This window comes from Blastocatellia bacterium (genome assembly GCA_025055075.1).
GTDB lineage: Bacteria > Acidobacteriota > Blastocatellia > HR10 > HR10 > HR10.
In genome coordinates this window covers 26,835-48,417 of the sequence record JANWYV010000015.1, presented here as the reverse complement: position 1 = coordinate 48,417, position 21,583 = coordinate 26,835, and the positions used below count along the sequence as shown (strand labels likewise).

Below are 21,583 nucleotides of genomic sequence, written 5' to 3'. Positions count from 1 at the left end.
CCCTCCTCCTTCAAGCGAAGACTCGCCTTTGGCCGGAGGGGATGATCCTCACAGGTGGACATCCCCCCCCGACTCACTTCTCCCTACTCCGGCCAATAGGCATACGCGAAGAGGATGTCTACAATAGACTGCTCGGCTTTGACAAGTCCGGCCACACGATCGTTGCCCTCGATCACCAAATACTCGTCAATGGCGTGCGCGCGACCGCCATGACCGAGTCCGCCCGAGCACGCGGGAAGATTGAGCGGTGGGCGCGTATATTGTGCCTGCGGGCTCGAGCCGGCCGAACGCGGCCAGATCGCGGGCTCAATCCCGTAATGTTTGTACACGGAGAGCACCGCTTGGACGACCGGCGCGCGAACGCTCGTGCGCGACCACTCATCGCCGCCACCGAGTTTCGTCATCTTGATGTCGCTGAAGCCGTGCTTATCGAGATGACGGCGAATGAGCGCGATCTGTTCATCAATCACCTGATTCGGGACGAGACGGCTATCAATTTTCACGGCGGCCTTCTCCGGCAGGATCGTCGCCGAGCCCGGACCCGTGTAGCCCGCCCAGATGCCGTTGATGTTAAGCGTCGTATCGAAGACGAGATGCCAGATCGCCTCGGCCGCCGACCAATCGTTCATCCATACCTTCACGTTCTCCCGCTCGGAGGCGAGCGCGCGCTCACCGAATCGCGCGATCAATGTGTTGACGAGCATCACTTCTTCCTCCGTCGGCGGGACGATGGCGTCGTAGTACCCCTCGATCAGAATCTTATTGCCCGTCTCGTCCACCATCGTCGAGAGGGCTTTCACCAAGCGCCAGACAGGACTGTCGAGAATCGCTTTGCGACTCGAATGAATGGGCATGCGCTGTGGTCCTCGCCCCCAGTACCGGCCGTGACATTCCAGCTCCACGTAGGCGATCCCCTTATTGCCCAGATACATGTTGACGAATCCCTCGCGATTCTGCGACGGACCGGCGCTCAAATGCGCCCGACATGTCTTGAGGCGGGAGATATACGGAGCGAGCACCTGATGGAAGTGGGGACTCCCCTGCTCCTCTTCCCCATCGCACGTGAACATGATGTTGACGGGCAGCTTCCCCTCGCAGGCGATGATCGCCTCGCACGCGTTCAGGAACATGCGGTTTGGTCCCTTGGAATTGATCGCCCCTCGCGCGATGATCACCTCGCCGAACGGATCCATCTTCACCCGATTGGCCGCCAGCGGTGGCGACGACCACTCCTTCTCGTCAAAGGGCTGCGTATCGTACATCATGTAGGTCGAGATCGTCTTCGGCGCGCCCGCATCGTACCAGGCCCAGACGCCCGGATATCCGTCCGTCTTGACCAGCTCCGCTTCTTTGCAGCCCAGCTCCTTGAACGACTCCCGCATCAGCTCGGCCATCTCCTGAATTCCCATGTTCCAACTGCTCACCGAAGGCTGCCGGAGATCGCGCTGGATTTTGGCGATGTGCTGTTCCTTGTGCTCCTCGATGTACTTGTGGATCTTCTTCACGCGCGGCGATTCGAGGATGTCCTCGATGAACCCGCGCGGCGCCTCCAAGAAATGGAAGAAGTCGGGTGCGACGAGCGCGCCCATCATCGCCCGACCGGTGAACTCCAGGAATTCCTTCCGCGTCATCTTCATCGTTTCCCCTCCTTTCCCTGACGAGGTCCTCGAGAAGAGAAAAATCGGCAGCGAGACCGACTCATCCCCTGTAAGACGCGGCGCTCGCTGCCATATCTGAGATCGCCCATATGGGCGCCATCGGTCGCCCGTGGCCGGGCGACCGATGAGTCCGTCTTTTCAGAACGAATATCGGAACGCCAAGCGGAAGACGCGCGGCCCCAGGATACGCGTCGGTTGTCCGAAGCGCGCCCCCGTCGTCGTCACGACCTCCAGCGGCGTGTTCGCATTGAGCACGTTGAAGAGGTCGAACATCGCATCAAGGCGATGCCGCTCGGCGATCCGGAAGCGTTTCATGAGGCGCACGTCCCAAATGTTCACGTTCGGCAAGCGCAGGCCGGAATCAAATCCCTCGGTCGCGACAGTGACGGTCCGCAGCCTCGGAAGCGTGGCGGCAAACGTTCGCCGATAAGGATCACCCCGTTGGTGCTTGAAGACGGTACTGAACTGGAAGCCCCAGGGCAACTCGTAAATCCCCTGCAGCTTGTAGAGCCATTCCCAGGTGTGACGCGCGCTGTTGAGCAGCGCATTCGGATTGGTCGGATACTGATCGTTGATCCCCTCGGTCCACCCGTTGAGCTTCTGGATCGTGTACCCAGTGAGCAGCATCCACCGCCGCGACATCCGCTTGAGGACCTCGATCTCGTAAGCCGCGAAGTTATTCTGATAAGCCGGATTCGTCGCGATGAGGAATCGCGGATTCGCCAGCCGCGCCGGATCATCAATATCGTAGAGCGTGATCTGACGATCGTCTGCCGTCCCAACCCGCCCATCGCGTCCGGGATCGGTCACCGTCACCGGCACATTGTAAGCCGAGAAGGGGGCGTGGAGCGGAAAGCTCGTCCACCGATTCTTCTCGAACTTCCGCACGAAGTTGAAGCGGACCGAGAGATCGCGCATGAGCTCGCGCTCGATCCCCGCCGTGAATTCATCCGTGTAGGGATGCTTGACATTCGGATCGAGCCTACGATTTTGTCCGCCCACGACGTCAATCAGCGTCAACTCATCGGGCGACCAATCGCGATCGCCGTTCCTGTCGTTCCAGGCGAATCGCTTGTAAGTGAGCGTCGAGGGATTCACCGCCGCCACGATGTCCGTGCTCGGATTGAAGTAATAACGCCCATAGCTCAGGCGGATCACGGTCTTCGTGTCGCCAAACAGGTCCCAGGCCAGACCCAAGCGCGGAGCAACGCTCGTCCAACTGAGCACGTCATCGTTTTTCGGGATCACGTATTCCTGTTGGAAGCGGCCCGCCGGCTGCTTCTGATCTCGCCAGAAATTGCGATAGCTATCCAGACGCATCCCGAGATTGAGCCGGAGATGTCGTCCCAACTCCCATCCGTCCTGCACGAAGAACGACGTCGTGTGCAGCCCGTGATGGAAGAACCACGGATAGTTGTACTGCCGGATCTCGACCGGGGTCGCCGTATCGCAGGAGAGGTTCGGGGCCACGCCCGTGCAGCCGCGGAACCAATAGACGACGTCGCGCGCATTGCCCGCCCAGACGCCGTATTCCGTTCGTCGTCGGGCTTCGAAAAGCCGCCAGATGCCGAACTTCAAGTTATGGCTCCCGCGCAGGAAATTATCCACGCGCCAGGAGAGATGACCTTGCCACTGCCAGCGTCGCTGCTCGTTCAGGAAGAACGCGCCTTCAGGCGGACCGATTTGAAAGAGCGAGTTGTTGAAGTCGCGGTAGCGCGGCCGATTGCTATACGGCCGTTGCGGCCAGTCGTAGCCCATGTGTCCGACGTTCACGTCCAGCAACACCTTCGGGGTGAGCGTGGAAACCCACTGGATCTTCCCAGCCCAAGACCAGGAGTCTTGATTGGCGACGGCATCAGGAGAGGTGAACCGATCCGGAGCCGGCGCGAGCCAATTCCGATAGGGTTGGATCTTGCGCCCGCCTTGTGCGAACCAGTGGATCGTATTCTTCGACGTGAGCTGATACGTCAGCTTGATCGTCTGATTCTGCAAGCGCGTGGGGAAGAAGTCCTTTTCTCCTTTCGGCGAGACCCATCCGAGCGCGCCAGCATGATTGCGCTGATCGCGCCAGGAAGCGAACCACCAGAGCTTATCACGAATGATCCGCCCGCCTACATTCGCGTTCCAGTCGTTGTAGAGCTTGATCTTCGCCGCGCGCGGGATGCCCATGTCCACAAGCGGGAGGACGGCCCCCGTGGGCAACTTGTAGCTCCGCCCTTTCACGTTATCGGAATTCCACCCCTCGCGCTCGTAGTCCACGTAGAGGTCGCCGTGAAATTCATTGGTCCCAGTCTTGATGACCGTGTTGATGAAAGTGCCGGGAACGGGAACCTCCGCGCTGTTCGAGGCCGCCACAATCTGCATCTCAGTGAACGCACCGTAGTCGTAGTAGAATCCGGCTGCCTCCGAACCTTCGGCCGTAATCACACCGTCAATGTTCGGCCAGTTCTGGCCTCGCGCGCCGTAGTTCCGATAGGCCGTCTGCGTCCCCGCCGTCGAGCCTCCAACATCATGCCGCCCGACCATCGTGACGCCCGGCGTCATCGCCAGCGTCACCCAGATGTCGCGCGCTGTCGGCAGTTCCTTCAGCAATCGCTCCGTATAGTTGACGCCCACCTGCGTCGTCGAGACGTCCAGGATCGGCGTCTCACCGACGACCGTCACGGTCTCCTCGATGGCCGCGACGTCAAGTTTCGCGTTGATGGTCGCTGTGAATCCCACGCGGACCTCGATGTCCGTGCGGATGAGCGTCCTGAACCCTTGCGCCTCGAACTTGAGCGTGTACATGCCCGGAGGCAAAGCCGTGAACGCATACGTGCCCAGTTCGCTCGTCGTCGTCACTCGCTCGCCCATCAGCACGGGACTCGTCAGCGTGACCTTCACGCCATGAATCGGATCGCCCTTCTCATCCGTGACGCGCCCATTGATATTCCCTGTGATCTCCTGAGCGAACACAAGGAGAGGCGACGCACTGAGGAGAAGAGCGAGCGTCAGACCCCACCACTTCCTCGCCATACTCTTCCTCCCTCCTTAGTTTGGTCGCAAGTGCGGCAAATTTATACCATAAGTCCCCACGCGAGGCAATATACTTTTACCGCACCGGCGTGCGTTTTCGCTGCGCTTGCCTGCGATCTCCATCGCGTTGACCCGCCGCTGCCTTTTCGGATACACTTCGGGCGCCGAATTATGTCGAACCGTCGGGATCGCCTCCGACATGCGCTGATGCTGAGCGTCCTGCTCTCGGGATTTTGCGGCCTCGTCTACGAAGTCGTCTGGATGCGCGCTCTCTCACTCGTGTTCGGGAACGCGCTCCTCTCCACGAGCTTCATCCTCGCCGTCTTCATGGGGGGATTGGCCATTGGCAGTTATGGATTCGGACGATGGGCGACGCTGCGGGCCCGTCCCTCGACGCTGCTTCGCGCGTATGCGCTTATGGAGTTAGGCATCGGGCTCTGGGCGCTCGCATTGTTGGGAAGTCGGTGGTGGCTCGAACCGTTGTTGATCTTCGGGCATCGCACTCTATCTCCGGCGCTCTTCACGACGGTGAAGGCGATCGCGAGCGCATTTCTTTTGCTTCCCCCAACCGCGCTCATGGGGGGGACATTCCCCGTACTCAGCGCGTTCTTCGGTCGCGGGCGCTTCGCGCAGCTTGGTCGTGAGATCGGTCGGCTCTATGCCATTAATACGTTCGGCGCAGCGGCGGGTAGTTTTAGCAGCGGCTTCCTCCTCATCCCCGCGCTGGGGCTCAGCCGAACGCAACTGCTCGCCGTCGCACTGAATATCCTCGTCGCCGCGATCGCCTTCGGATGTGCCCGCACTGTCTCCATCGAAGAACGCCATGAAGCGCTCCTCTCAATCGGATGCCGCCCCGATGGCGTCTTCGAGGGCACGCGGCAACGAGACGTTGCTTCGGAATCGTCACTGCTCCATTCTCCTTCCCTTCTGCTTGTCTTCTTCTTCTCCGGATTCGCCGCGCTCCTCTATGAGGTCGCTTATACGCGCGTCCTTGCTCTTTTACTCGGGCCGACCGTCTATGCATTCGGTCTGATGTTGACGATCTTCATCTTGGGGCTCGCGCTGGGGAGTCGTTTGCTCGCTCCGTGGAGCGATCGGTGGGGAGAGCGCGCCGACGGACGAGCGAAGCTCACGCGGCTCTTAGCGAGCCTCTACACCCTCCTGGGACTCTCGGTCACCGCGACCTTGCCGATCCTCAATCGCCTGCCGCTTGTGGTGAGCGAGATCGTGCAGATCCATGCCGAGCACTACGCTCGACTTCAGTTGATACAAGGGGCGATCATCGCCGGCCTCTTGCTCGTCCCCACGATGCTCTCGGGAGCCGCGTTCCCTGTGATCGTCAAGCTCTACCTTCGAGAAGAGCGCGCCATTGGTAGGGACACAGGAGGAGCTTTGGCTGCGAACACCATCGGAGCCGTTCTGGGCTCACTGCTGACTGGACTTCTGCTCATCCCCCATCTGGGGACAGAGCGCACGTTCTGGGTTGGCATCCTCATCAACGTGGGAATCAGCGCGGGGCTGTTGCTGTCGCTCTCGCCCCGAGCGAGCATTCGCCTAAGCCTTGTGGCAGGTCTCCTCGGCCTCTTCTTCCTGCTCTTTGCGCTCATCCCGCGATGGGACGTGGAACGACTCTCGGCCGGACTCTACAAATATGCGCCATACTATGCCGACGTGGATGTGGAGATCATCGCCCATCGTGGCGACCTGCTCTTCTACAAAGAGGGCGCCCTAGCCACAGTCGCCGTCCGCCGCGTGGGGGAGGAACATCAACTCTCGCTCGATGGAAAGGTAGACGCGAGCGATGGCGGAGCCGACATGTTCACGCAAAAATTGCTGGCGCACCTGCCACTTCTCCTGGCCGATCGCCCCCGACGGGCGTGTGTCATCGGCCTGGGGAGCGGAGTGACAGCGGGCGCCGCCCTGAAGCATCCGCTCGAGCGGGTGGACATCGTGGAGATCTCGCCCGAGGTCGTGCGCGCAGCTCGGTTCTTCGAGCATGTCAATGATCGAGTTCTCGACGATTCGCGCGCTCGCCTGATTCTCGGCGACGGACGGAACCATCTGCTGCTCGCCAAGGAATCGTACGACGTCATCATCTCCGAACCTTCGAATCCGTGGATGGCGGGCATGAGCGCGCTCTTCACCCGTGAATTCTTCCAATTGGCGCGAGCACGGTTGACCGACCGCGGGCTCCTCTGCCAATGGTTCCATAGCTACAACATGTCCCTGCGAGATCTGCAGACGCTGCTGCGGACGTTCCACGCGGTCTTCCCCCGCGCATCCCTCTGGATGCTCAACGAGAACGATCTGCTGCTGATCGGGGCGAAGGATCCCACTTTCGATCTCGATCTGACGCGTCTGGAGCAGAATTTCCATCGCGCGACGGTGCGGGAAGATCTCGAACGCCTCGGGATCTCGGATCTCTACGCCGTGCTCAGCCTCTATGTGATGCGCGACGATGACCTCGGTCGCTTCGCTCAGGGGGCACCGCTTCATACGGATGATCACCCCGTCTTGGAATTCTCCAGTCCACGGGCAATGCACGCGCAGACGAGCCGATCGAATCTTCAAGCGTTGCAGGGATTCCCCCGCGCGCTGCCACCGCCTCCGGCGATTCGAGCGATCTTACAGCGCGCGACCTGGGAGAGCTTTCAAAACAAAGGACGGATGTATGAGCGCGCCGAGAGCTTCTCGGAAGCGTTCAGCGAATACCGGCGCGCCATCGAGCGCTATCCTCGTGCGCGAGAAGCCCTGGAGGGACTGCTTCGCGTCGCCCGCACGCGCGAGCTGCGAGCCGAAGCGAAAGCGCTCTACGAGCAAGTGCTGAAAGACGATCCGCGCAATCTTGACGCACGGCTGGCGCTCGCGACGTGGTACGAAGAGGAGGGGCGCTATGATCAGTGTCTCGCCATCCTTCGGGAGGACGCTGAGAAGGCCCTGGCCCCAATCCCGAGATCGCGTGCAATGTCTGCTCGAACGGCGGCAGAAAGTTCCCGCCTCCTGGAGCGCTACGCGGCCTGCTTGGCCGGAGCCCGCGAAGTCGCGGCTCTCGAAGAGACATGCCAACGATGGCTACAGGCTGATCCTGGAAACGGGATCGCACTCTTTCACTTGGCCGCACTTCGATTCCAGCAGGGAGCGTTGGCCGATGCCCTCGCGCTCGCTCGGCGCAGCGTCGAGGCGAATCCTCAGCATTTCCAAGCACGCACGTTGGTGGCCATGATCACCGCCGAGATGGGCGAGACCACCCGAGCGCGCGCTCTCTTCGAAGAGATCACGCGCACTCATTCGAAGCAAGCGATGGCGTACTACAACTACGGGCTCTTTCTCCTGAACGCCGGGCAATTCCGCGACGCTCGCGAGCAATTTCAAAAGGCTCTGGATCGAGATCCTCTCCATGTGGAAAGCTACCTCGGCCTGGCGGAAGCCTTCTGGCGCAGCGGCCAAAAGCGCGAGGCGCGCACCTGGGCTCGTCGTGTCCTGCGATGGGACCCGCACAACCCCCTCGCGCGGGAGATCCTGTATGGACGGGCATGACGCCCCACACCCGTTCACCGAGCGACCTCCACCCCAAAAGGCCCAGCCCCGACATCGTCTGAACAGGGAGTGCGCTCATGGAGGGGATTTGTGAGGTCTCCCCTGGTCATGGCGTGCGCGTAATTTCGTCTCTTCGAATCCGGTGGATCTCCTGCGCGAACATCGAAGTGGCTCGATTTTGACAAGGGAGCCGAGATCGTCTATAAATTTTGCCCTTGAGATCTCCCTGGAGCGGAAAGGAGGCTGATGCACCATGGGAGCAGGAACGCGCGCACAGGAGTTACGCCAGCGCCGACATCGGAAGCTGAAGCGGCGGAAGCAACGCCTGCATGAGCTATTTCGGTTACTCGAGCAAGGGCGCACGCATGAAGAGCGCGTGAAGATCGCTCAGGAATTCTGGCAGAAGGTAAGCGGCACGCCGACGCCGCCTCGATGGGTGTCCTCCTTATCCACATGAGGTGGACGGCAGAAGTTGCTTCACGGATACCGGTGTCGTCGTGCTGAGAGCGATCTATGGCGCGTCTTCGAGGCGCAGTGTGAGACGTTTGATGACCATGGTCCCGTAGGCGCCCCGTGGAAGGATGAAGCGCAGCACGGCTTTCACGCGGCCTGGATATCGCTCATCCGGCGCCACATCGCGCAGCTCCAGCTCCTCCGGAAACAAGATCACATCGCGCGGAACGGCCTTCACGTAAGCCCGTCGCAGCTTCTTCAGCGCGAAGACTCGATCTGAAACGATCCCCGCGCGCTCCAAGACTGTCCGATAGGCGTGCTCCAGATACGGATCGGCGAGCGAGGCACGAGGCCCCGGCGTAGGGAGTTTCACCCCCCGCAAGTAGTCGAGCGCATCGCGGGAGAGCGTCAGGTAAAAGGCGTATCGCGTGACAACGCCGCGGACTTCCATAACCGACGATGCCCACGTCCGCACGATCTCGCGCACCATCTCGTTCCAGAGGAAGGACTGATAGGCCGAGAGGATCATGGCCAGCTCCTCGCGCGGGATAAGATTGACCGCTCCCACGTAGTCCCCCCGATGTCGTTGCAAGAACCGAAAGAGGCGACGCTCGGTCACCGTCTTCGCTCGTTCCAAGCATGCCTCCCACTGCCCCCAGTGTTCGAGGAAATAGCGCTTGCGCTCCTTCGCCATTCGCTTCTCTTCAGGATAGATGAGGGTGAGATAGATCCGCAGCGCCTCCTCCCACTGATCCTTCAGGAGCCGTTCGGCGATGAAGCCGCGCTTTCGATCATAGGAGCCGAAGCGCTGATCGTCGAAATAGTTCGGCAAGCCATAGTCCCGCACGGCGCGGAGATTACGCTCCAGGTGGACGACTTCTTCCGCGCGCATCGCCCGCAGAGTGATCCGGAATTCGTTGCCCCGAAGGAATTCGGGCGTCATCGGCTCATCCGTCCAACCCAGAGCCTGGAGCGAGAACGCAGGTTCAGTGAGCGAAAAGTCGCGCTCGTCGCGGATCGTGATGTATTGTGTCGTGAGGGCATGACGATCCTTCCGTCCCCCGTAGGAGAACGCTTCGTAGGGGAGGCCGAACCGCCGCGCCAGCCGTCGCAAGAGATCGGTCGTGTTCCATCCGGATTTCGTCAACCGATAGAGCCGATACCGCCCGCGCTCAGACGGTGTCAGATCGCAGATCTCCGCGACCTGAAAATCCTCCGGCATGACCTTGATCTTGTACGCGATCGGTCTCCCGTGGCGAACTTGCGCTTCGACCGCCGATTCCTCGGTGCTGGAGAGAGGTGTGCGATCCTCCGACATCGGTCTCGCTCAATCCAAAAAGGCGATGCGCTCAGCGCGCCCACGAGCGTCGAAGACGATCTCCAAGGCTTGTCGTTTTTGCTCCATCAACTCGGGCCAACGCTTCAGGAGAGCGCGCGCGACCGTTCGTCCGACAATCCCCAGATCCTCCCACCGCGGCTGGAATCTCAGATCGTACAGGATGACGCGTTGTCTCTCCTCTTCGTCGAGGCGCACGGCCAGCGGGAAGCGGGCGAACCACCGATAGCGTTTTCCGTGCGGTGTCGCCCACGCGCGCACGATGAACGGATCATCCGTGCGAAACGGCGAAGGATATGTGGCGATCGGTCCGAAATCAGCACTCGTCACGCGGATCGGAATGTCGTAGACGCGATCGGGAGTCATGACGATGCCCTTGCGACGGAGTGGTGAGAAGGCAACGGGAATTGCCCCGATCGTCGTCGCCGAGATCCCCTGCACTCTCGTCCACGCTTCCAACTGGCGAAGCGCCGTCATCTGCACGCCCGCGGCGAGTCCGATGTACCCCACAAGGAGCAGCGCAGCGATGCGATACTCCCATCCCGTCCCCCGTCTTCGCAACCTCTCGGGCCCGAGCGCGCGTCGCAGCAACCACGGCACGCTGAGGATCAGCCACACGTACGGATCAATGATGAACCAAAGGTCGAGGCTGAATCGCCGATCGGAGAACGGCTGCAGGATCATCGTCCCGTAGGACGTCACCAGGTCGAAGAAGATGTGGGAACCGATCCCGAGAACGCTCGCCAGATAGAAGGCCCAGAAGCCATAGGCCGCGCGCTCTGATGGGCTCGCGCGGCGCTCCACACCGTGCGGGAGCGTTGAACGCTCTCGCGCGCGTTTCAGAAGCCTGTGGGGAAGGCGGTAATAAGTGAGAGCTGCCAGTGGGAATCCCAATAGGACAGCTCCTAGAAGCGAATGGGTGAATCCGCGATGATTCTGCAACCCGGCCAACGGATCGCCCGCGCCGTAGAGGATGTCCACATCCGGCAGGACGCTGCAAATGGTCGCGAGCACGATGAGATCGCGTCCACGCCGCTCAGGTACAATGGCCTTCGCGAAAAGCCGCGTGATCAATCCGTGCGTGATCGTGTCCATCTCAGCCCTTCAAACGTACCGAATCTTCGTCGCAGCGAGCAATCGCCGGAGTTCTCGAAAGCCTCACCCCTCGCACGTCCGACGCAGGAGCCGCTCGATCGCACCCACGTGTTCCATCTACGACCACCAACCCAGCATCTTCCACCATGCGGATCCGATTCCGAACCAGATCGCGAGATTGATCCACGAAGCGATCAGTCCGAGCCGCCACCACGTCGTCTGTGCGACATATCCGGCGCCGAAATAGATGGGCGCGGGCGTCGTCCCATAGTGCGTGAGTCCGGCCATCAAGTTCGAGAGATACGCGAGCGTGTGTACGGCCAGAGGCGCTGGCGCTCCGGCTGCGAGCACGACGATGAGGAATGGAATGTACATCGCCGTGGCATGCGCCGTGATACTCGCGAATCCGTAGTGCGCGTAGAAGTAGACGAGCGCGAGCACAAGCAGCGCCCCCCACCAGTTCCATCCCTCCGTCACGGCCGCCGCTGCCTCGGCGAAGCGCCGCGTGAGATCGGTTTCGCCGAGTGCTCCCCCCATGCGCACAAGCCCACCATACCAGAGGAACACGTCCCAAGCACCACGTTCGGAGATCACATCCTCCCACGTCAGTACGCCGCCGAGCAGCAATAGCGCGATCCCCAAAAGCGCGATCACAGCATAATGCAGCCCATGCCAACTCATCGTCATCCACAAGGACGCCACGATCAAGAAGACCGCCAGCATCATTTTCTCTTGGCGCGACATCGGCCCCAGGCGCTTCAATTCGGCCTCGGCCAAGGCCGCCGCCTCGGGAGTGCGCCGCTGCTCCGGTGGAAACAACCGGTAAAGGAGCAAGGGGATGAGGAGGAACGAGAGCGCGCCCGGCACGAGCGCGCCAAGTGCCCATCGCGCGTAGGTGAGCGAGACTCCCGCCACCTGCTCGGCGAACTTCGCGATCAAGGGATTCGACGCTTGCCCCGTCAGGAACATCGCGCACACGATGACCTCGCACTGATACACGAGGACCATGAGGAATGCGCCCAACCGACGCGCTGAATCCCCAGGCTGCGAATTATATGCTTCGGCCAAGCTTCGGGCGATGGGGAAGAGGATTCCCCCGGCGCGCGCGCCATTTGAGGGAATGATCGTCGCCAGCACCAGGTCCGTCGTTGCCAGCGCATATCCGAGACCGAGCGAATGACGCCCCACGGCGCGGATGAAGAGGAACGCGATGCGCCGTCCCAATCCAGTCTTAATCATCCCGCGCGCGAAGAAGAAGGCAGCGAGCACCAGCCAGACGATCGGGTCCGCATATCCTGAGAGCGCTTCGTTCACGGGCATCGTCCCCGTCACAGCAAGCGCCAGCACGCCCAGGAGCACCATCGCTCCTCCAGGCACCGGCTGCACGATCAAGCCCACGATCGTCGCCGCGAAGATCGCCAGCAGATTCCAGGACGCGCGCGCGACGCCTTCGGGAACGGGCGCCAATGCGATCCCAAGGCCCGTCAAAAAGACGATCCCCCAACGCCTCAACGCCGGGGAGGATCCGCGATGTGTGAGGACTGACACGTTCCTGATTCCGCCCACCACACGACCGAGATGAGATCACCACCGAGAAGGTCCGGAGTCTCACCCTCCCAGCCAGAATTCCGACGCGAATATCATCCGGCCAGCTTCACCTTCTTCTGCATCTCGTACATCTCGAGGATTTCGCGAACGGTGTTCGCATCTTCGGGCCTCTTGTCCTCCCGAATCCAACCGACGACGCGCGGGAAGCGCAGGGCATAGCCCGGTTCCTCCCCTCGCTTGCCGCAGGTATGCACTGGCGACTTCGTGATCTCGTCCGCCAGCACCGTCACGACATAGCGAGGTTCGACCCACACATCGGGCTCAATGAGCGAATCCACGCGCGCGGGCCGATGTGCCACGCGATGATCATCCAGCAACTTCCGAATGCGCTCCCATTCCTCTTCGCTCAATCCGCTTCCGATCTTGGCGATCGTCTTGAACGTATCGCTCTCCTCATCGTACACGGCGCCGAGCAAGGCCCCGATGCCGAAGCGCGCCCGCGCCCCGCGACCATAGAAATATCCGACCAAGACAACGTCAATCGTATCGCTCAGCTCGCCTTTGTACGAGCGCTTGAGCTTGATCCAATGAAAGCCCCGGGCGCCGGCTTGATACGGCGCATCGAGCCGCTTGGCAACAATTCCCTCCAATCCGCGCTCGATGCTTTGCTCGAAGAACCGCTCCACGGCCTTGGGATCAGCGGTGATGATCATCTCGGCGAGTTTCAACCGATCGCCCGGACGAATCACCCGCTCCAATGTCTGTCGCCGCTTCTCATAAGGCTCGGGTGTGTAATCCATGCCGTCGCAATAGAGCAGATCGAAGGCGTAGAGGACCAGCGGATACTCGCGCGCCATCTCCTCGACCCCATGCTTGCGCTTGCGTTGGACGGTGACCTGGAAGGGATAGATCTCACCCGTCTCCTCGTTCACGGCCACGGCTTCACCCTCGAAGATCGCCTCGCGCGCGGTGATCTGTCGTCGCACCCCCTCGACGATATCCGGGAACATCGGCGTCGTGCGTTCGAGATTGCGGGAGAAGATCTCGACCGCATCCCCTTGTTTGTGCACCTGACAGCGGAACCCATCAATCTTCACCTCGACGGCGCAGCGTCCGAGCCGCCGGATGATCTCCTCGGCCGTCGGCAAGCGCTCGGCCAAGGCCATGCGAATTGGATGCCCGACGCGAACTCGAAAGGCGCGAATCCCCTCCAGGCCGCGCTCCCGAAGCGTCCGCGCCACCAGTCCCAGATCCGAACAAAGGTTGTACGCGCGCTCCAGATCTGGCCTCAAACTCCGATCGCCCGCTACCGCTTTTGAGAGCGCATCCAGGATCGTAGGATCGCCAATCCCCAAGCGCAAGCGTCCCATGACAAACCGCGCGATGTAACGCGCTTCTTTTGGCCCCACCTCCGCGAGCAATGCGCTGAGCCCCTGCACCTTGCGTTCGACGCTCCCCTCGCCGCTTTGCTCGGCAATCTCCATCAGCCGCGCATAGACGGAGGCGACGGTGAGCTTGCCGCGCGCAGGCGCTTCTTTCAATCGCTCGACGACCAGCCCCGGATCGCCCAGCTTCTTGTAGAGCGTCAGGACGCGCGATTCGTCAACGCCGGTGGCTTTCGCAATGGCTCGCAATACGAGCTTCTCGGCCATCCCGATCTCAAGGCCCCGGAAGGGAGGGGCCAGCTGCTCCTCCAGCAGATAAACGACTGGAGCGATCTCCTCAGCCCCCACCTCGCGAAACAGCTCGCTCAAGATGTCGAACATCTCCAGCCGCTTGGTCGTCCCTTCCAGACGCTCGAAATACTCCACCAGGGTAGCGAACTTCATATCCCCTCCTCATCGCCCACCACGGGAATCACTCGCGAGGCGGGCCCAGAGTGGCGATCAGATCGCCTGGCGTCACTTCACGCGCTCGATGATCACCTTCTGGATGAGCACCGGATTGATCGGCTTGTCCGTCGCGTCGCGCGGGACGTTGGCGATGCGCCGCGCCACATCTAATCCTTCGACGACCTCGCCGAAGATCGTATGCTTGCCATTCAAATGCGGTGCCGGCGCCACCGTGATGAAGAATTGACTCCCATTCGTATTGGGCCCGCGATTGGCCATCGCCAGGCGTCCCGGCTTGTCGAATTTCAGGTTCGGACGAATCTCGTCCTCGAACGTATAGCCCGGCGTATAGCGTCCGGTCGCCGTCGGATCCCCCGACTGAATGATGAAGTTCGGGATGACGCGATGGAACATCAGGCCATCGTAAAATCGCTTCTTGATCTTCCGCCCCGTGCGCGGCGACAGGTGTTCTTTAGTCCCCTCGGCTAAGCCGACGAAGTTGGCGACGGTCTTCGGCGTCTCCTGCTCGAAGAGCCGACATACGATCCGCCCCATGCTCGTCTCGAAGATGGCATATAGGCCCGGAGCGCGACGCGCCGGCGCAGAAGGCCGCTGCTGGCCCCAGACTCCGGAGACGAGCACGAGCGCCAGCGCAAAACTCATCATTCCCCAACTAGAGACACACATTCTCCTCATGACCCATCCTCCCCATGTCGAGAGGCGAGCGAGGGCGGAAGGCCGCGCAGTCGCGCACACATCTGCTCAATCGGCCAGACGGTCATTGGAACCGCAATCCTTCGACCACGATCTCGAACCGCGCTAGGTCCGCCTTCGGCGGGACATTGTCCACGTTGACCTGAATGATCATGGATTCGTTCGGCCCCAAGCTCGGTCGGCGACGCGGAATAGGGAAGGCCGTGCGTTCAGCCACAGGCCGATCCTCCAGATCGTAGACAATCGCCCGAACCTGCACGCCCGTGAGCGTGCGCGTGCCCCGATTGGTGAGCCGCCCGTAAACGACGACTTGCTTTTGCCCGATGAGGTTTTGCGCCTGAGTCGCCTCTTGATCCTCCACTGTCACGAAGCGGCGATACGCCTCGAACTCCGGCGAACCCGCTGAGACGAATCCCGTCAGCGCCGTTCCTGCCACCCCACCCGGTCCCGATGTCGTGCGCCGCGCGCTCCAATAGAGGAGAAGCCCCGCAATGAGAGCGAACCCCGCAAGGGTGAGCACCAGGATCCTCCATTGCCTCCGCCGTTGCTCGCGCTCCTCGTGCTCCAAAGGTGGTGTGAACATATCCCCCCTCACGATGGTCTCCTTACACTTATACCGCTTCGGCCTGGAGAGGACAAGGGCGAAGGTCTCACTCGCGCGACCTCAAGGTTCGCGCGTCATCGGAGACACGATCGGGGCTCAAAATCCCCAAGGGGAGGGATGCTCGACGCCCAGCATTCGCAGATATGCCACGATCTGCCCGCGATGATGCGCCTCGTGCTCGCAAAGGCCGAGGATCACATCGTAGAGCGTCACGCGACCCGCCAGTCCATTCATCGAGCGCGCCAAATCCTCATCCGTGAGCGTCGCGAGCAGCTCCAGCGTCTGCTGATGCGTCACCTCAAGGAGCGTCAGCTCGGCCATGAGATTCTCCACCGGACCGGTGGCTTCGATCAGATCCAGATCGCGGCGCACGGCCAGCAATTGCTTCAAATCCCAATGCCCTTTCACGACCTCTTGCCACATCATCTCGGATTGGGCAAGATGCCGCACAAGCTGCCCGAGCGTGAGCATTCCCTCGGCCGGCCGCCAATTCACCCGATCCCGCGGGATATGGCGAAGCACCGCGAGCGTTCGCGCGCGAACGCTCTGCACATGAGCCCGAAGGCGTTCCGCAGTTCGCATCGTCGTCCCCGCTCTCGCTGAATCCGGCCACATCGGATTCGCTCCCCTCACGATTCGTCTTGAAACCGCGTGGGCACACGCGCGGCGCAAGCGAGCAGCTCGCGAGCCGCCTGCATGTAGCGCAACAGCAGCGAGAGATCCCCTCGGACCTTCAGCCTCCCCATCCAGATCGCCCGCACCGGATCGAGCTGCCCGCGCAAGATCTGCTTCCAATCCTCATACTCAGCGGAGATGAGAAACGGCGCGCGCTCCCCTTCCGCTGGAGAGACCAACTCCGCCGCGCGGCACTCCCCTCGATGCAGATCGAGCCAAAGATACGTCTTCTCTTCTCCCGCACGAACGACGAACCCGATCGGCCCGGCTTCCCAATCCGCGGCCGCCTCCCGATATGCGGGACTCGCGTTGATGGCTTCGCGGAGAGCCTGTGCCCATTCGGCACTCGGAAAAGGGATCGTCATAGGACACGCTCGCAATCGTCTCGAACCACTTCGTTCATACCCCCTCACTGAGGCGGGGGGACCGGCAGATTCAACTTCTCCCAGAAATTCCCGGCGATCGCGCTCCCCACTCGATTGAAGAGATACAGCGATCCGGCGAACGTCAGCGGGATGAGCAACGCGACGATCACGCTCAAATCCACCTTTCCGGACAAGCGCTGGAGCCAAGCTGGCCCCTGCTCGATCCGTCGTCGCAGCAGCTCCCCGAGCGCAAGCCGTCGCCGAATCTCATACGCGCAGATGAGCACGCTCGCGATCGCCGCCGCCGCACCTAATCCCCGAATCGGAAAGCGCTTGCTCATGAGATCGGCGCGAATCAATTCGGCCAGCTCCTGGACATCTTGCGTCGGCGGCACGCGCACATCCATGATGAGGGCCACGTAGATGAGGCTGATCGCCAGCAAGAGGACGAAGGGCAGAAGCGAGGCCGCTACGATCGCATACAGGCTGCGCACTCGCGCCTTGATGTCGATCAGATAGAGCCAGCAGTAGATGAACGTCATGCCGAGCGGCACGACCGCCACCATGAAGAACGACTGGAAGAGGAAGAACATGAGGACGGTCATCGCGAAGAGGCCGCGCCATTCCGGCGGGAACAAACCGATGTACCGATACGCCACCGCAAGCTGCACCATCAAGACGCTGAGGAAATACGCGAGGACCAGCACATGGTACCTTTTCAGCGGTCCCGCTTCCGCCGGCGTCTCTACGACATTCATCCCTCTCGCACTCCTTTCCCGCAATCTTCCCCGAAAACGCGCGTGAGTATATCGGTCCCCCTCATTTGCTGTCAAGGAGACGCTACTCCCCTTCGACGCAAGGGGTCCACGATATCTCCTGGAAAAGGACGCGCCGATGCGCACATTTCGTTTCACCGGACGCGGCGCCATGACGGCGTCCTGACGGCCGCAGGCCCTGCGAGGCTTGCGCGCATCTCCTTCAAAATCCATCCCCGTTCGTCGAAGGTGACGCGCACGGGAGGGCGCTTCAGAGCGAACGTGAACTCCTCCTCCCGCGCGCGGTTCCACACGCGCTTCACTTCGGACGTCCCGTCCGCGTAGTAAAGGGTGAACTCCACGGGCATGATGTAAATTGGGGGGAGCGTCGGATTCCGCCGCGCGATCAGATGGGTCTGCCGCTGCTGCAGCCGGAGACGCAACTGATAGCTCTCGCTCTCGGGATGGACCGACCAACTGAACGCATAGATCGGACGCATGGGGGTATAGACCCACTGCTCGAAGAACCATTCGAGCGATTCGCCATAGAATTCTGAGAAGACGCGCTCGAGGTCATTGGTGCTCGCGTTCGCATAGGCGAAACGCCGCCCATATTCCCGCAGCGCGGCGAAGAAGCGATCGTCGCCAAGAAGATACCGAAGCATGTGCAGCACCCACGCCCCCTTCGTGTAAATGGCCGGGATGTCATCGAAGGGATCCGTCGCGTCCTCAGCGTATACGGTCCCTCGCAACCGCCCCGCTGCGAGTCCATCATCCCGTTGGCGAAGAAGCTGACCGGGATCGGCTCCATACATGTGCTCGCGAAAGAGGACCTCGCTGTAGGTGGCGAAACCTTCGCTCAGCCAAATATCGTGCCACGTGCGGGGCGTCACCATGTTCCCCCACCACTGATGGGCGGCCTCATGCACGATCGTATCCACATGGGTGAGAACGGACGATCCGATGCTTGTCATCGTCTGATGCTCCATGGCGCCGCTCCACGGGAATTCGGCCATACCATACTTCTCGGCGAGGAAGGGATACTCGCCGAACAGTTCGGCGAACACGCGCAGCGCCTCACGAGTGATGGGGAAGGCGCGCCGCGCGCGATCCAAGTGCTCCGGATAGACGTAGTAGACGAGCGGCATCATCGTGCCGTCGCGCGCTCGATAAACGTCCGAAAATTGCACGAAGTTCGTGGCCGCGATCGAGATGAGGTAAGTCGCAATTGGATACCGCTCTCGCCATACATACGTGCGCCATCCATCGGGATGCAGACGCACATCCTCGAGGAGTCCGTTGGAGGCGACGAGATATCCGGGGGGGACGGTCACTTCGATATCGGCTGTCGCTTTGTCCGCGGGATCGTCCACACATGGCCACCACGCAGGCGCACCATTCGGCTGACTCAACGTCGCGACGACGGGGAAGCCGGCATGCTCGCTGAAGAACATCCCGCTCGGCAGCCGTCCAAGCAGCGCCGGCCGCCCGACGTATTCGATGGTGAGCGTGAATGTCTGCCCGCGGGCGAGCGGAATCGGCACTCGCACCCGATCGTCCGCGTGAGTGAAAGCGATCGGCGCGCCCTCCCACAATACGCGAGTGACCGTAAGCGCAGTGAGAAGGTCAACCCGAAGGCTCTCAACCGAAGCTGTCGTCCGACCACGAAGTGTCACGCGCCCCTGGATTCGGCGCGCTTCGGGAAACAGCGTGATCTGCAGCACGTAATGCTCGACATCAAGCGGCTGCGGCTCAACAGCGCGGCGAGCGGAGATCGCTCCCTCCACTCGTCCGCGCCATTTCTCAGCCTCCGAGGAGCGCCAGATCGTGCCGGAAGAGAGCGTTGGCGCTCCCAGCGAGAGCCCGAGCACAAGGAGCAGCCCCGCGCGAGAGTTCGCGCGAGCGAATCGAGAGCCGATCCGGAGGAGTCGGTGAAGCCACATGCTGATGACGCCCTCGGAATCATCGTGAGGCCGTCCGAATCCAGAACGGGATGTAAAGCGGCCGCGGCGTCGTCTGCCCACCATCGGAGACGAGCACAAACCCCTCACTGTCAATCCGGCTCGAGATCGAGCCCGCGTCAATAGTGAGCTTGAGGGTGAACGTCCCCGTACCACCAGCCGGCACCGTGAGCTGCGCCGGCGAGATATCCACCTTCAGGAACGATGGCGCCGGAGGGGAGAGCGCCGCTCGAAGCGTATAGACGGCCGCTGACCGGGAACGATTCTTGATCGTGAATTCCCGGATGAGTGTCGAAGGCGTGCCGACGATGACTGACCCGAAGCTATGGCTCGGAGGATCCACGAGCGCGAGCACGCGCCGCGCGGCGTCCAGATCCACGAGCCCCGCGCCCCGATCCATGATGCGCGCGAGTCCAACCTCGTTGGGGCCGGTCGGACGCGCGGCCGTCGTCATCAAGGCCGCTTTGATCTCAGCCGGCGACCAGTCGGGACGAAGCTGACGCAGCAGCGCCGCCGCTCCAGCGACGCGCGGCGCAGCGAAGCTCGTGCCGGAGGTGAAGACAAATCCGCTCGGATCATAAAGCGTCGTTTGAAGCGATCCCGGATCCGGACGGGGGAACCGATTCTCGCCACGCGGATCGTCGTCTTGAGCCGGTCCGTAACTGCCTCCGCCAATGGTCACCACATCGGGCTTGATCAACAGCAGGCGCGTCGGCGTCGGCCCGCGCGAGCTGAGATCGAGCAAAACATTGGGCTGACGCTCGAAGACAAGTGGCTCGCTCGCCGGCGTCAGAGCGATGATCGTCTCCCGACCGTTGGTCGCATTCGTCGCCACAAGGTTCTTCAACGCGAGCCCACTCGAACGCGGCAGAAAGAGGGTGGGCAGAAATTGCCCAGCCAAGGGAATGGCATCAATCACGTCGCCGGCTTCCTGATTGTTGTAGATGATGAGCGCCGTCGCGCCGCTCATCCAGGCGTTGAAGGCCTTCGTGAGGATCAAGCAATTGCCGCGCTGAACCAGAAGCGCGCGATCGCGAACGAGTGCCGAGGGAAGGGGGTTGCAGCCATATCCCCCTCCATCCAATCGTCCGTTATCGAGCAAATCGGCATCCACGATCGGCGTCACCAGCGATTCCGGGAACCGATTGGCGCGCACGCCGACGACCCGGAGCCCAGGCGCTGGGGCCTCCGGCGAAGTCACCTGAACGACGCGAAGCTGGCCCGGCGTGAAGCCATCGTGCGCATTGGTCACCGCGCCGACGGTGATCGCGCTCGGAGCCGTCCCCGGCGAGGTGATCGTCGCGCGATCCGGCCCGAAATTGCCCGCCGCGACGCATACGACGACGCCAGCCGCAACAGCATTCTCGACGGCCTCAACCTGTGGATCAGGCTCTTCCTGAGGGCCAAGCGAGATGCTGCCGAAGCTGATATTGATGACGTCCATCCCATCGGCGACAGCCTCCTCAATGGCCTTGACGACGTTATCCGTCGCCGCATTGGGCGCGAAGACGCGATAGCTCCCAATGAACGCCTTGGGCGCAACGCCGCTCAAGACGACCGGACGTGCTCCGGGCCGACCTCGCAAGTCTACGAAATTACCAGCCGCGACTCCGGCCACATGCGTCCCATGTCCGACGAGATCCTGAGCCGTGAAGTGCCCCGGATTGAGATTCCTGTCGTTGAGATCCTTGAGCGAAGGGATCACCTTAGCCACGATCACCTTACTATTGGCCAACGTGAGATCCCCCTTGGGGAACCCGGGGGGAGGCACAAGTGTCGGATCCTGAAACATGGGATTGCTGAAATCCACCCCGCTGTCAATGATCCCGATCTTGAGCCCGCGCCCAGCGTTCTCCGCGCCCCCCACGGCTTCCCAAAGCCCTGGAACCCCCATGAGCGGATTGCTCACGTCTAATGGGGCGGGAGCTGCCGGTCCCACGAACAATTGATTCAATCGAACCGGCGCCAAACGGGCGACCTCCGGCCAACGAGCGATTTCTTCCGCTCGCTCCTCAGGGATCAATACCGCCAGACC

Annotated in this window: 15 protein-coding genes; 2 read left to right on the top strand and 13 right to left on the bottom strand. The window is 61.6% G+C overall.

Translation table 11 applies throughout. From position 1 onward, the window contains the following. Positions 1-83: 83 nt before the first annotated feature. On the bottom strand, positions 84-1,637 hold the full coding sequence (locus NZ746_04255; protein MCS6816578.1) for a M20/M25/M40 family metallo-hydrolase: 1,554 nt from the start codon (positions 1,635-1,637) through the stop codon (positions 84-86). Positions 1,638-1,796: 159 nt separating this feature from the next. Next, on the bottom strand, positions 1,797-4,673 hold the full coding sequence (locus NZ746_04250; GenBank protein MCS6816577.1) for a carboxypeptidase regulatory-like domain-containing protein: 2,877 nt from the start codon (positions 4,671-4,673) through the stop codon (positions 1,797-1,799). Between the two features lie 171 nt (positions 4,674-4,844). On the opposite strand from NZ746_04250, the gene NZ746_04245 reads away from it, so the two are divergent. Together NZ746_04245 and NZ746_04240 are read left to right on the top strand one after the other, a co-directional pair. Then, positions 4,845-8,210, top strand: a complete 3,366-nt coding sequence (locus tag NZ746_04245) for a fused MFS/spermidine synthase (GenBank protein ID MCS6816576.1) — start codon at positions 4,845-4,847, stop codon at positions 8,208-8,210. A gap of 253 nt (positions 8,211-8,463) precedes the next feature. Then, positions 8,464-8,667, top strand: a complete 204-nt coding sequence (locus tag NZ746_04240) for a hypothetical protein (GenBank protein MCS6816575.1) — start codon at positions 8,464-8,466, stop codon at positions 8,665-8,667. 54 nt (positions 8,668-8,721) lie between these two features. Here the strand turns inward: NZ746_04240 and truD are convergent, their stop codons facing one another. From truD to NZ746_04185, 11 genes are all read right to left on the bottom strand, one after another. After that, positions 8,722-9,981 (bottom strand): tRNA pseudouridine(13) synthase TruD, encoded by a 1,260-nt coding sequence (gene truD / locus NZ746_04235; protein ID MCS6816574.1) that lies wholly within the window; start codon positions 9,979-9,981, stop codon positions 8,722-8,724. A 9-nt stretch (positions 9,982-9,990) separates the two neighbouring features. Further along, positions 9,991-11,094: a metal-dependent hydrolase gene (locus NZ746_04230; GenBank protein MCS6816573.1), complete on the bottom strand. Its 1,104-nt coding sequence runs from the start codon at positions 11,092-11,094 to the stop codon at positions 9,991-9,993. A gap of 117 nt (positions 11,095-11,211) precedes the next feature. Continuing rightward, positions 11,212-12,582, bottom strand: a complete 1,371-nt coding sequence (locus NZ746_04225) for an anion permease (GenBank protein ID MCS6816572.1) — start codon at positions 12,580-12,582, stop codon at positions 11,212-11,214. Between the two features lie 152 nt (positions 12,583-12,734). After that, positions 12,735-14,471 carry an ATP-dependent DNA ligase gene (locus NZ746_04220; protein ID MCS6816571.1) on the bottom strand — a complete coding sequence of 579 codons (1,737 nt, stop codon included), beginning with the start codon at positions 14,469-14,471 and terminating at the stop codon, positions 12,735-12,737. Positions 14,472-14,543: 72 nt separating this feature from the next. Next, entirely contained in the window at positions 14,544-15,170 is a 627-nt protein-coding gene (locus NZ746_04215) for a peptidylprolyl isomerase (protein MCS6816570.1), read from the bottom strand. An 82-nt stretch (positions 15,171-15,252) separates the two neighbouring features. Further along, positions 15,253-15,771, bottom strand: coding sequence for a hypothetical protein (locus NZ746_04210; GenBank protein MCS6816569.1), 519 nt, complete (start codon positions 15,769-15,771; stop codon positions 15,253-15,255). Positions 15,772-15,888: 117 nt separating this feature from the next. After that, a complete protein-coding gene (locus NZ746_04205) occupies positions 15,889-16,407 on the bottom strand; it encodes a DinB family protein (GenBank protein ID MCS6816568.1) in 519 nt (172 codons plus the stop codon). 14 nt (positions 16,408-16,421) lie between these two features. Further along, complete coding sequence (locus NZ746_04200) at positions 16,422-16,832, bottom strand: SCP2 sterol-binding domain-containing protein (GenBank protein ID MCS6816567.1); 411 nt, start codon at positions 16,830-16,832, stop codon at positions 16,422-16,424. Positions 16,833-16,876: 44 nt separating this feature from the next. Continuing rightward, entirely contained in the window at positions 16,877-17,590 is a 714-nt protein-coding gene (locus NZ746_04195; protein ID MCS6816566.1) for a hypothetical protein, read from the bottom strand. Between the two features lie 152 nt (positions 17,591-17,742). Continuing rightward, positions 17,743-19,530: a M1 family metallopeptidase gene (locus NZ746_04190; protein ID MCS6816565.1), complete on the bottom strand. Its 1,788-nt coding sequence runs from the start codon at positions 19,528-19,530 to the stop codon at positions 17,743-17,745. A gap of 19 nt (positions 19,531-19,549) precedes the next feature. Then, positions 19,550-21,442: a S8 family serine peptidase gene (locus NZ746_04185; protein MCS6816564.1), complete on the bottom strand. Its 1,893-nt coding sequence runs from the start codon at positions 21,440-21,442 to the stop codon at positions 19,550-19,552. Between the last annotated feature and the right edge of the window lie 141 nt (positions 21,443-21,583).

What these genes read in the sequence shown, in the direction of transcription:
- NZ746_04255 (MCS6816578.1), bottom strand. Translation starts at nt 1,637, where the DNA reads ATGAAGATGACGCGGAAGGAATTCCTGGAGTTCACCGGTCGGGCGATG.
- NZ746_04250 (MCS6816577.1), bottom strand. Translation starts at nt 4,673, where the DNA reads ATGGCGAGGAAGTGGTGGGGTCTGACGCTCGCTCTTCTCCTCAGTGCG.
- NZ746_04245 (MCS6816576.1), top strand. Translation starts at nt 4,845, where the DNA reads ATGTCGAACCGTCGGGATCGCCTCCGACATGCGCTGATGCTGAGCGTC.
- NZ746_04240 (MCS6816575.1), top strand. Translation starts at nt 8,464, where the DNA reads ATGGGAGCAGGAACGCGCGCACAGGAGTTACGCCAGCGCCGACATCGG.
- truD (MCS6816574.1), bottom strand. Translation starts at nt 9,981, where the DNA reads ATGTCGGAGGATCGCACACCTCTCTCCAGCACCGAGGAATCGGCGGTC.
- NZ746_04230 (MCS6816573.1), bottom strand. Translation starts at nt 11,094, where the DNA reads ATGGACACGATCACGCACGGATTGATCACGCGGCTTTTCGCGAAGGCC.
- NZ746_04220 (MCS6816571.1), bottom strand. Translation starts at nt 14,471, where the DNA reads ATGAAGTTCGCTACCCTGGTGGAGTATTTCGAGCGTCTGGAAGGGACG.
- NZ746_04215 (MCS6816570.1), bottom strand. Translation starts at nt 15,170, where the DNA reads ATGAGGAGAATGTGTGTCTCTAGTTGGGGAATGATGAGTTTTGCGCTG.
- NZ746_04210 (MCS6816569.1), bottom strand. Translation starts at nt 15,771, where the DNA reads ATGTTCACACCACCTTTGGAGCACGAGGAGCGCGAGCAACGGCGGAGG.
- NZ746_04205 (MCS6816568.1), bottom strand. Translation starts at nt 16,407, where the DNA reads ATGTGGCCGGATTCAGCGAGAGCGGGGACGACGATGCGAACTGCGGAA.
- NZ746_04200 (MCS6816567.1), bottom strand. Translation starts at nt 16,832, where the DNA reads ATGACGATCCCTTTTCCGAGTGCCGAATGGGCACAGGCTCTCCGCGAA.
- NZ746_04195 (MCS6816566.1), bottom strand. Translation starts at nt 17,590, where the DNA reads ATGAATGTCGTAGAGACGCCGGCGGAAGCGGGACCGCTGAAAAGGTAC.
- NZ746_04190 (MCS6816565.1), bottom strand. Translation starts at nt 19,530, where the DNA reads ATGTGGCTTCACCGACTCCTCCGGATCGGCTCTCGATTCGCTCGCGCG.
- NZ746_04185 (MCS6816564.1), bottom strand. Translation starts at nt 21,442, where the DNA reads ATGGGGGTTCCAGGGCTTTGGGAAGCCGTGGGGGGCGCGGAGAACGCT.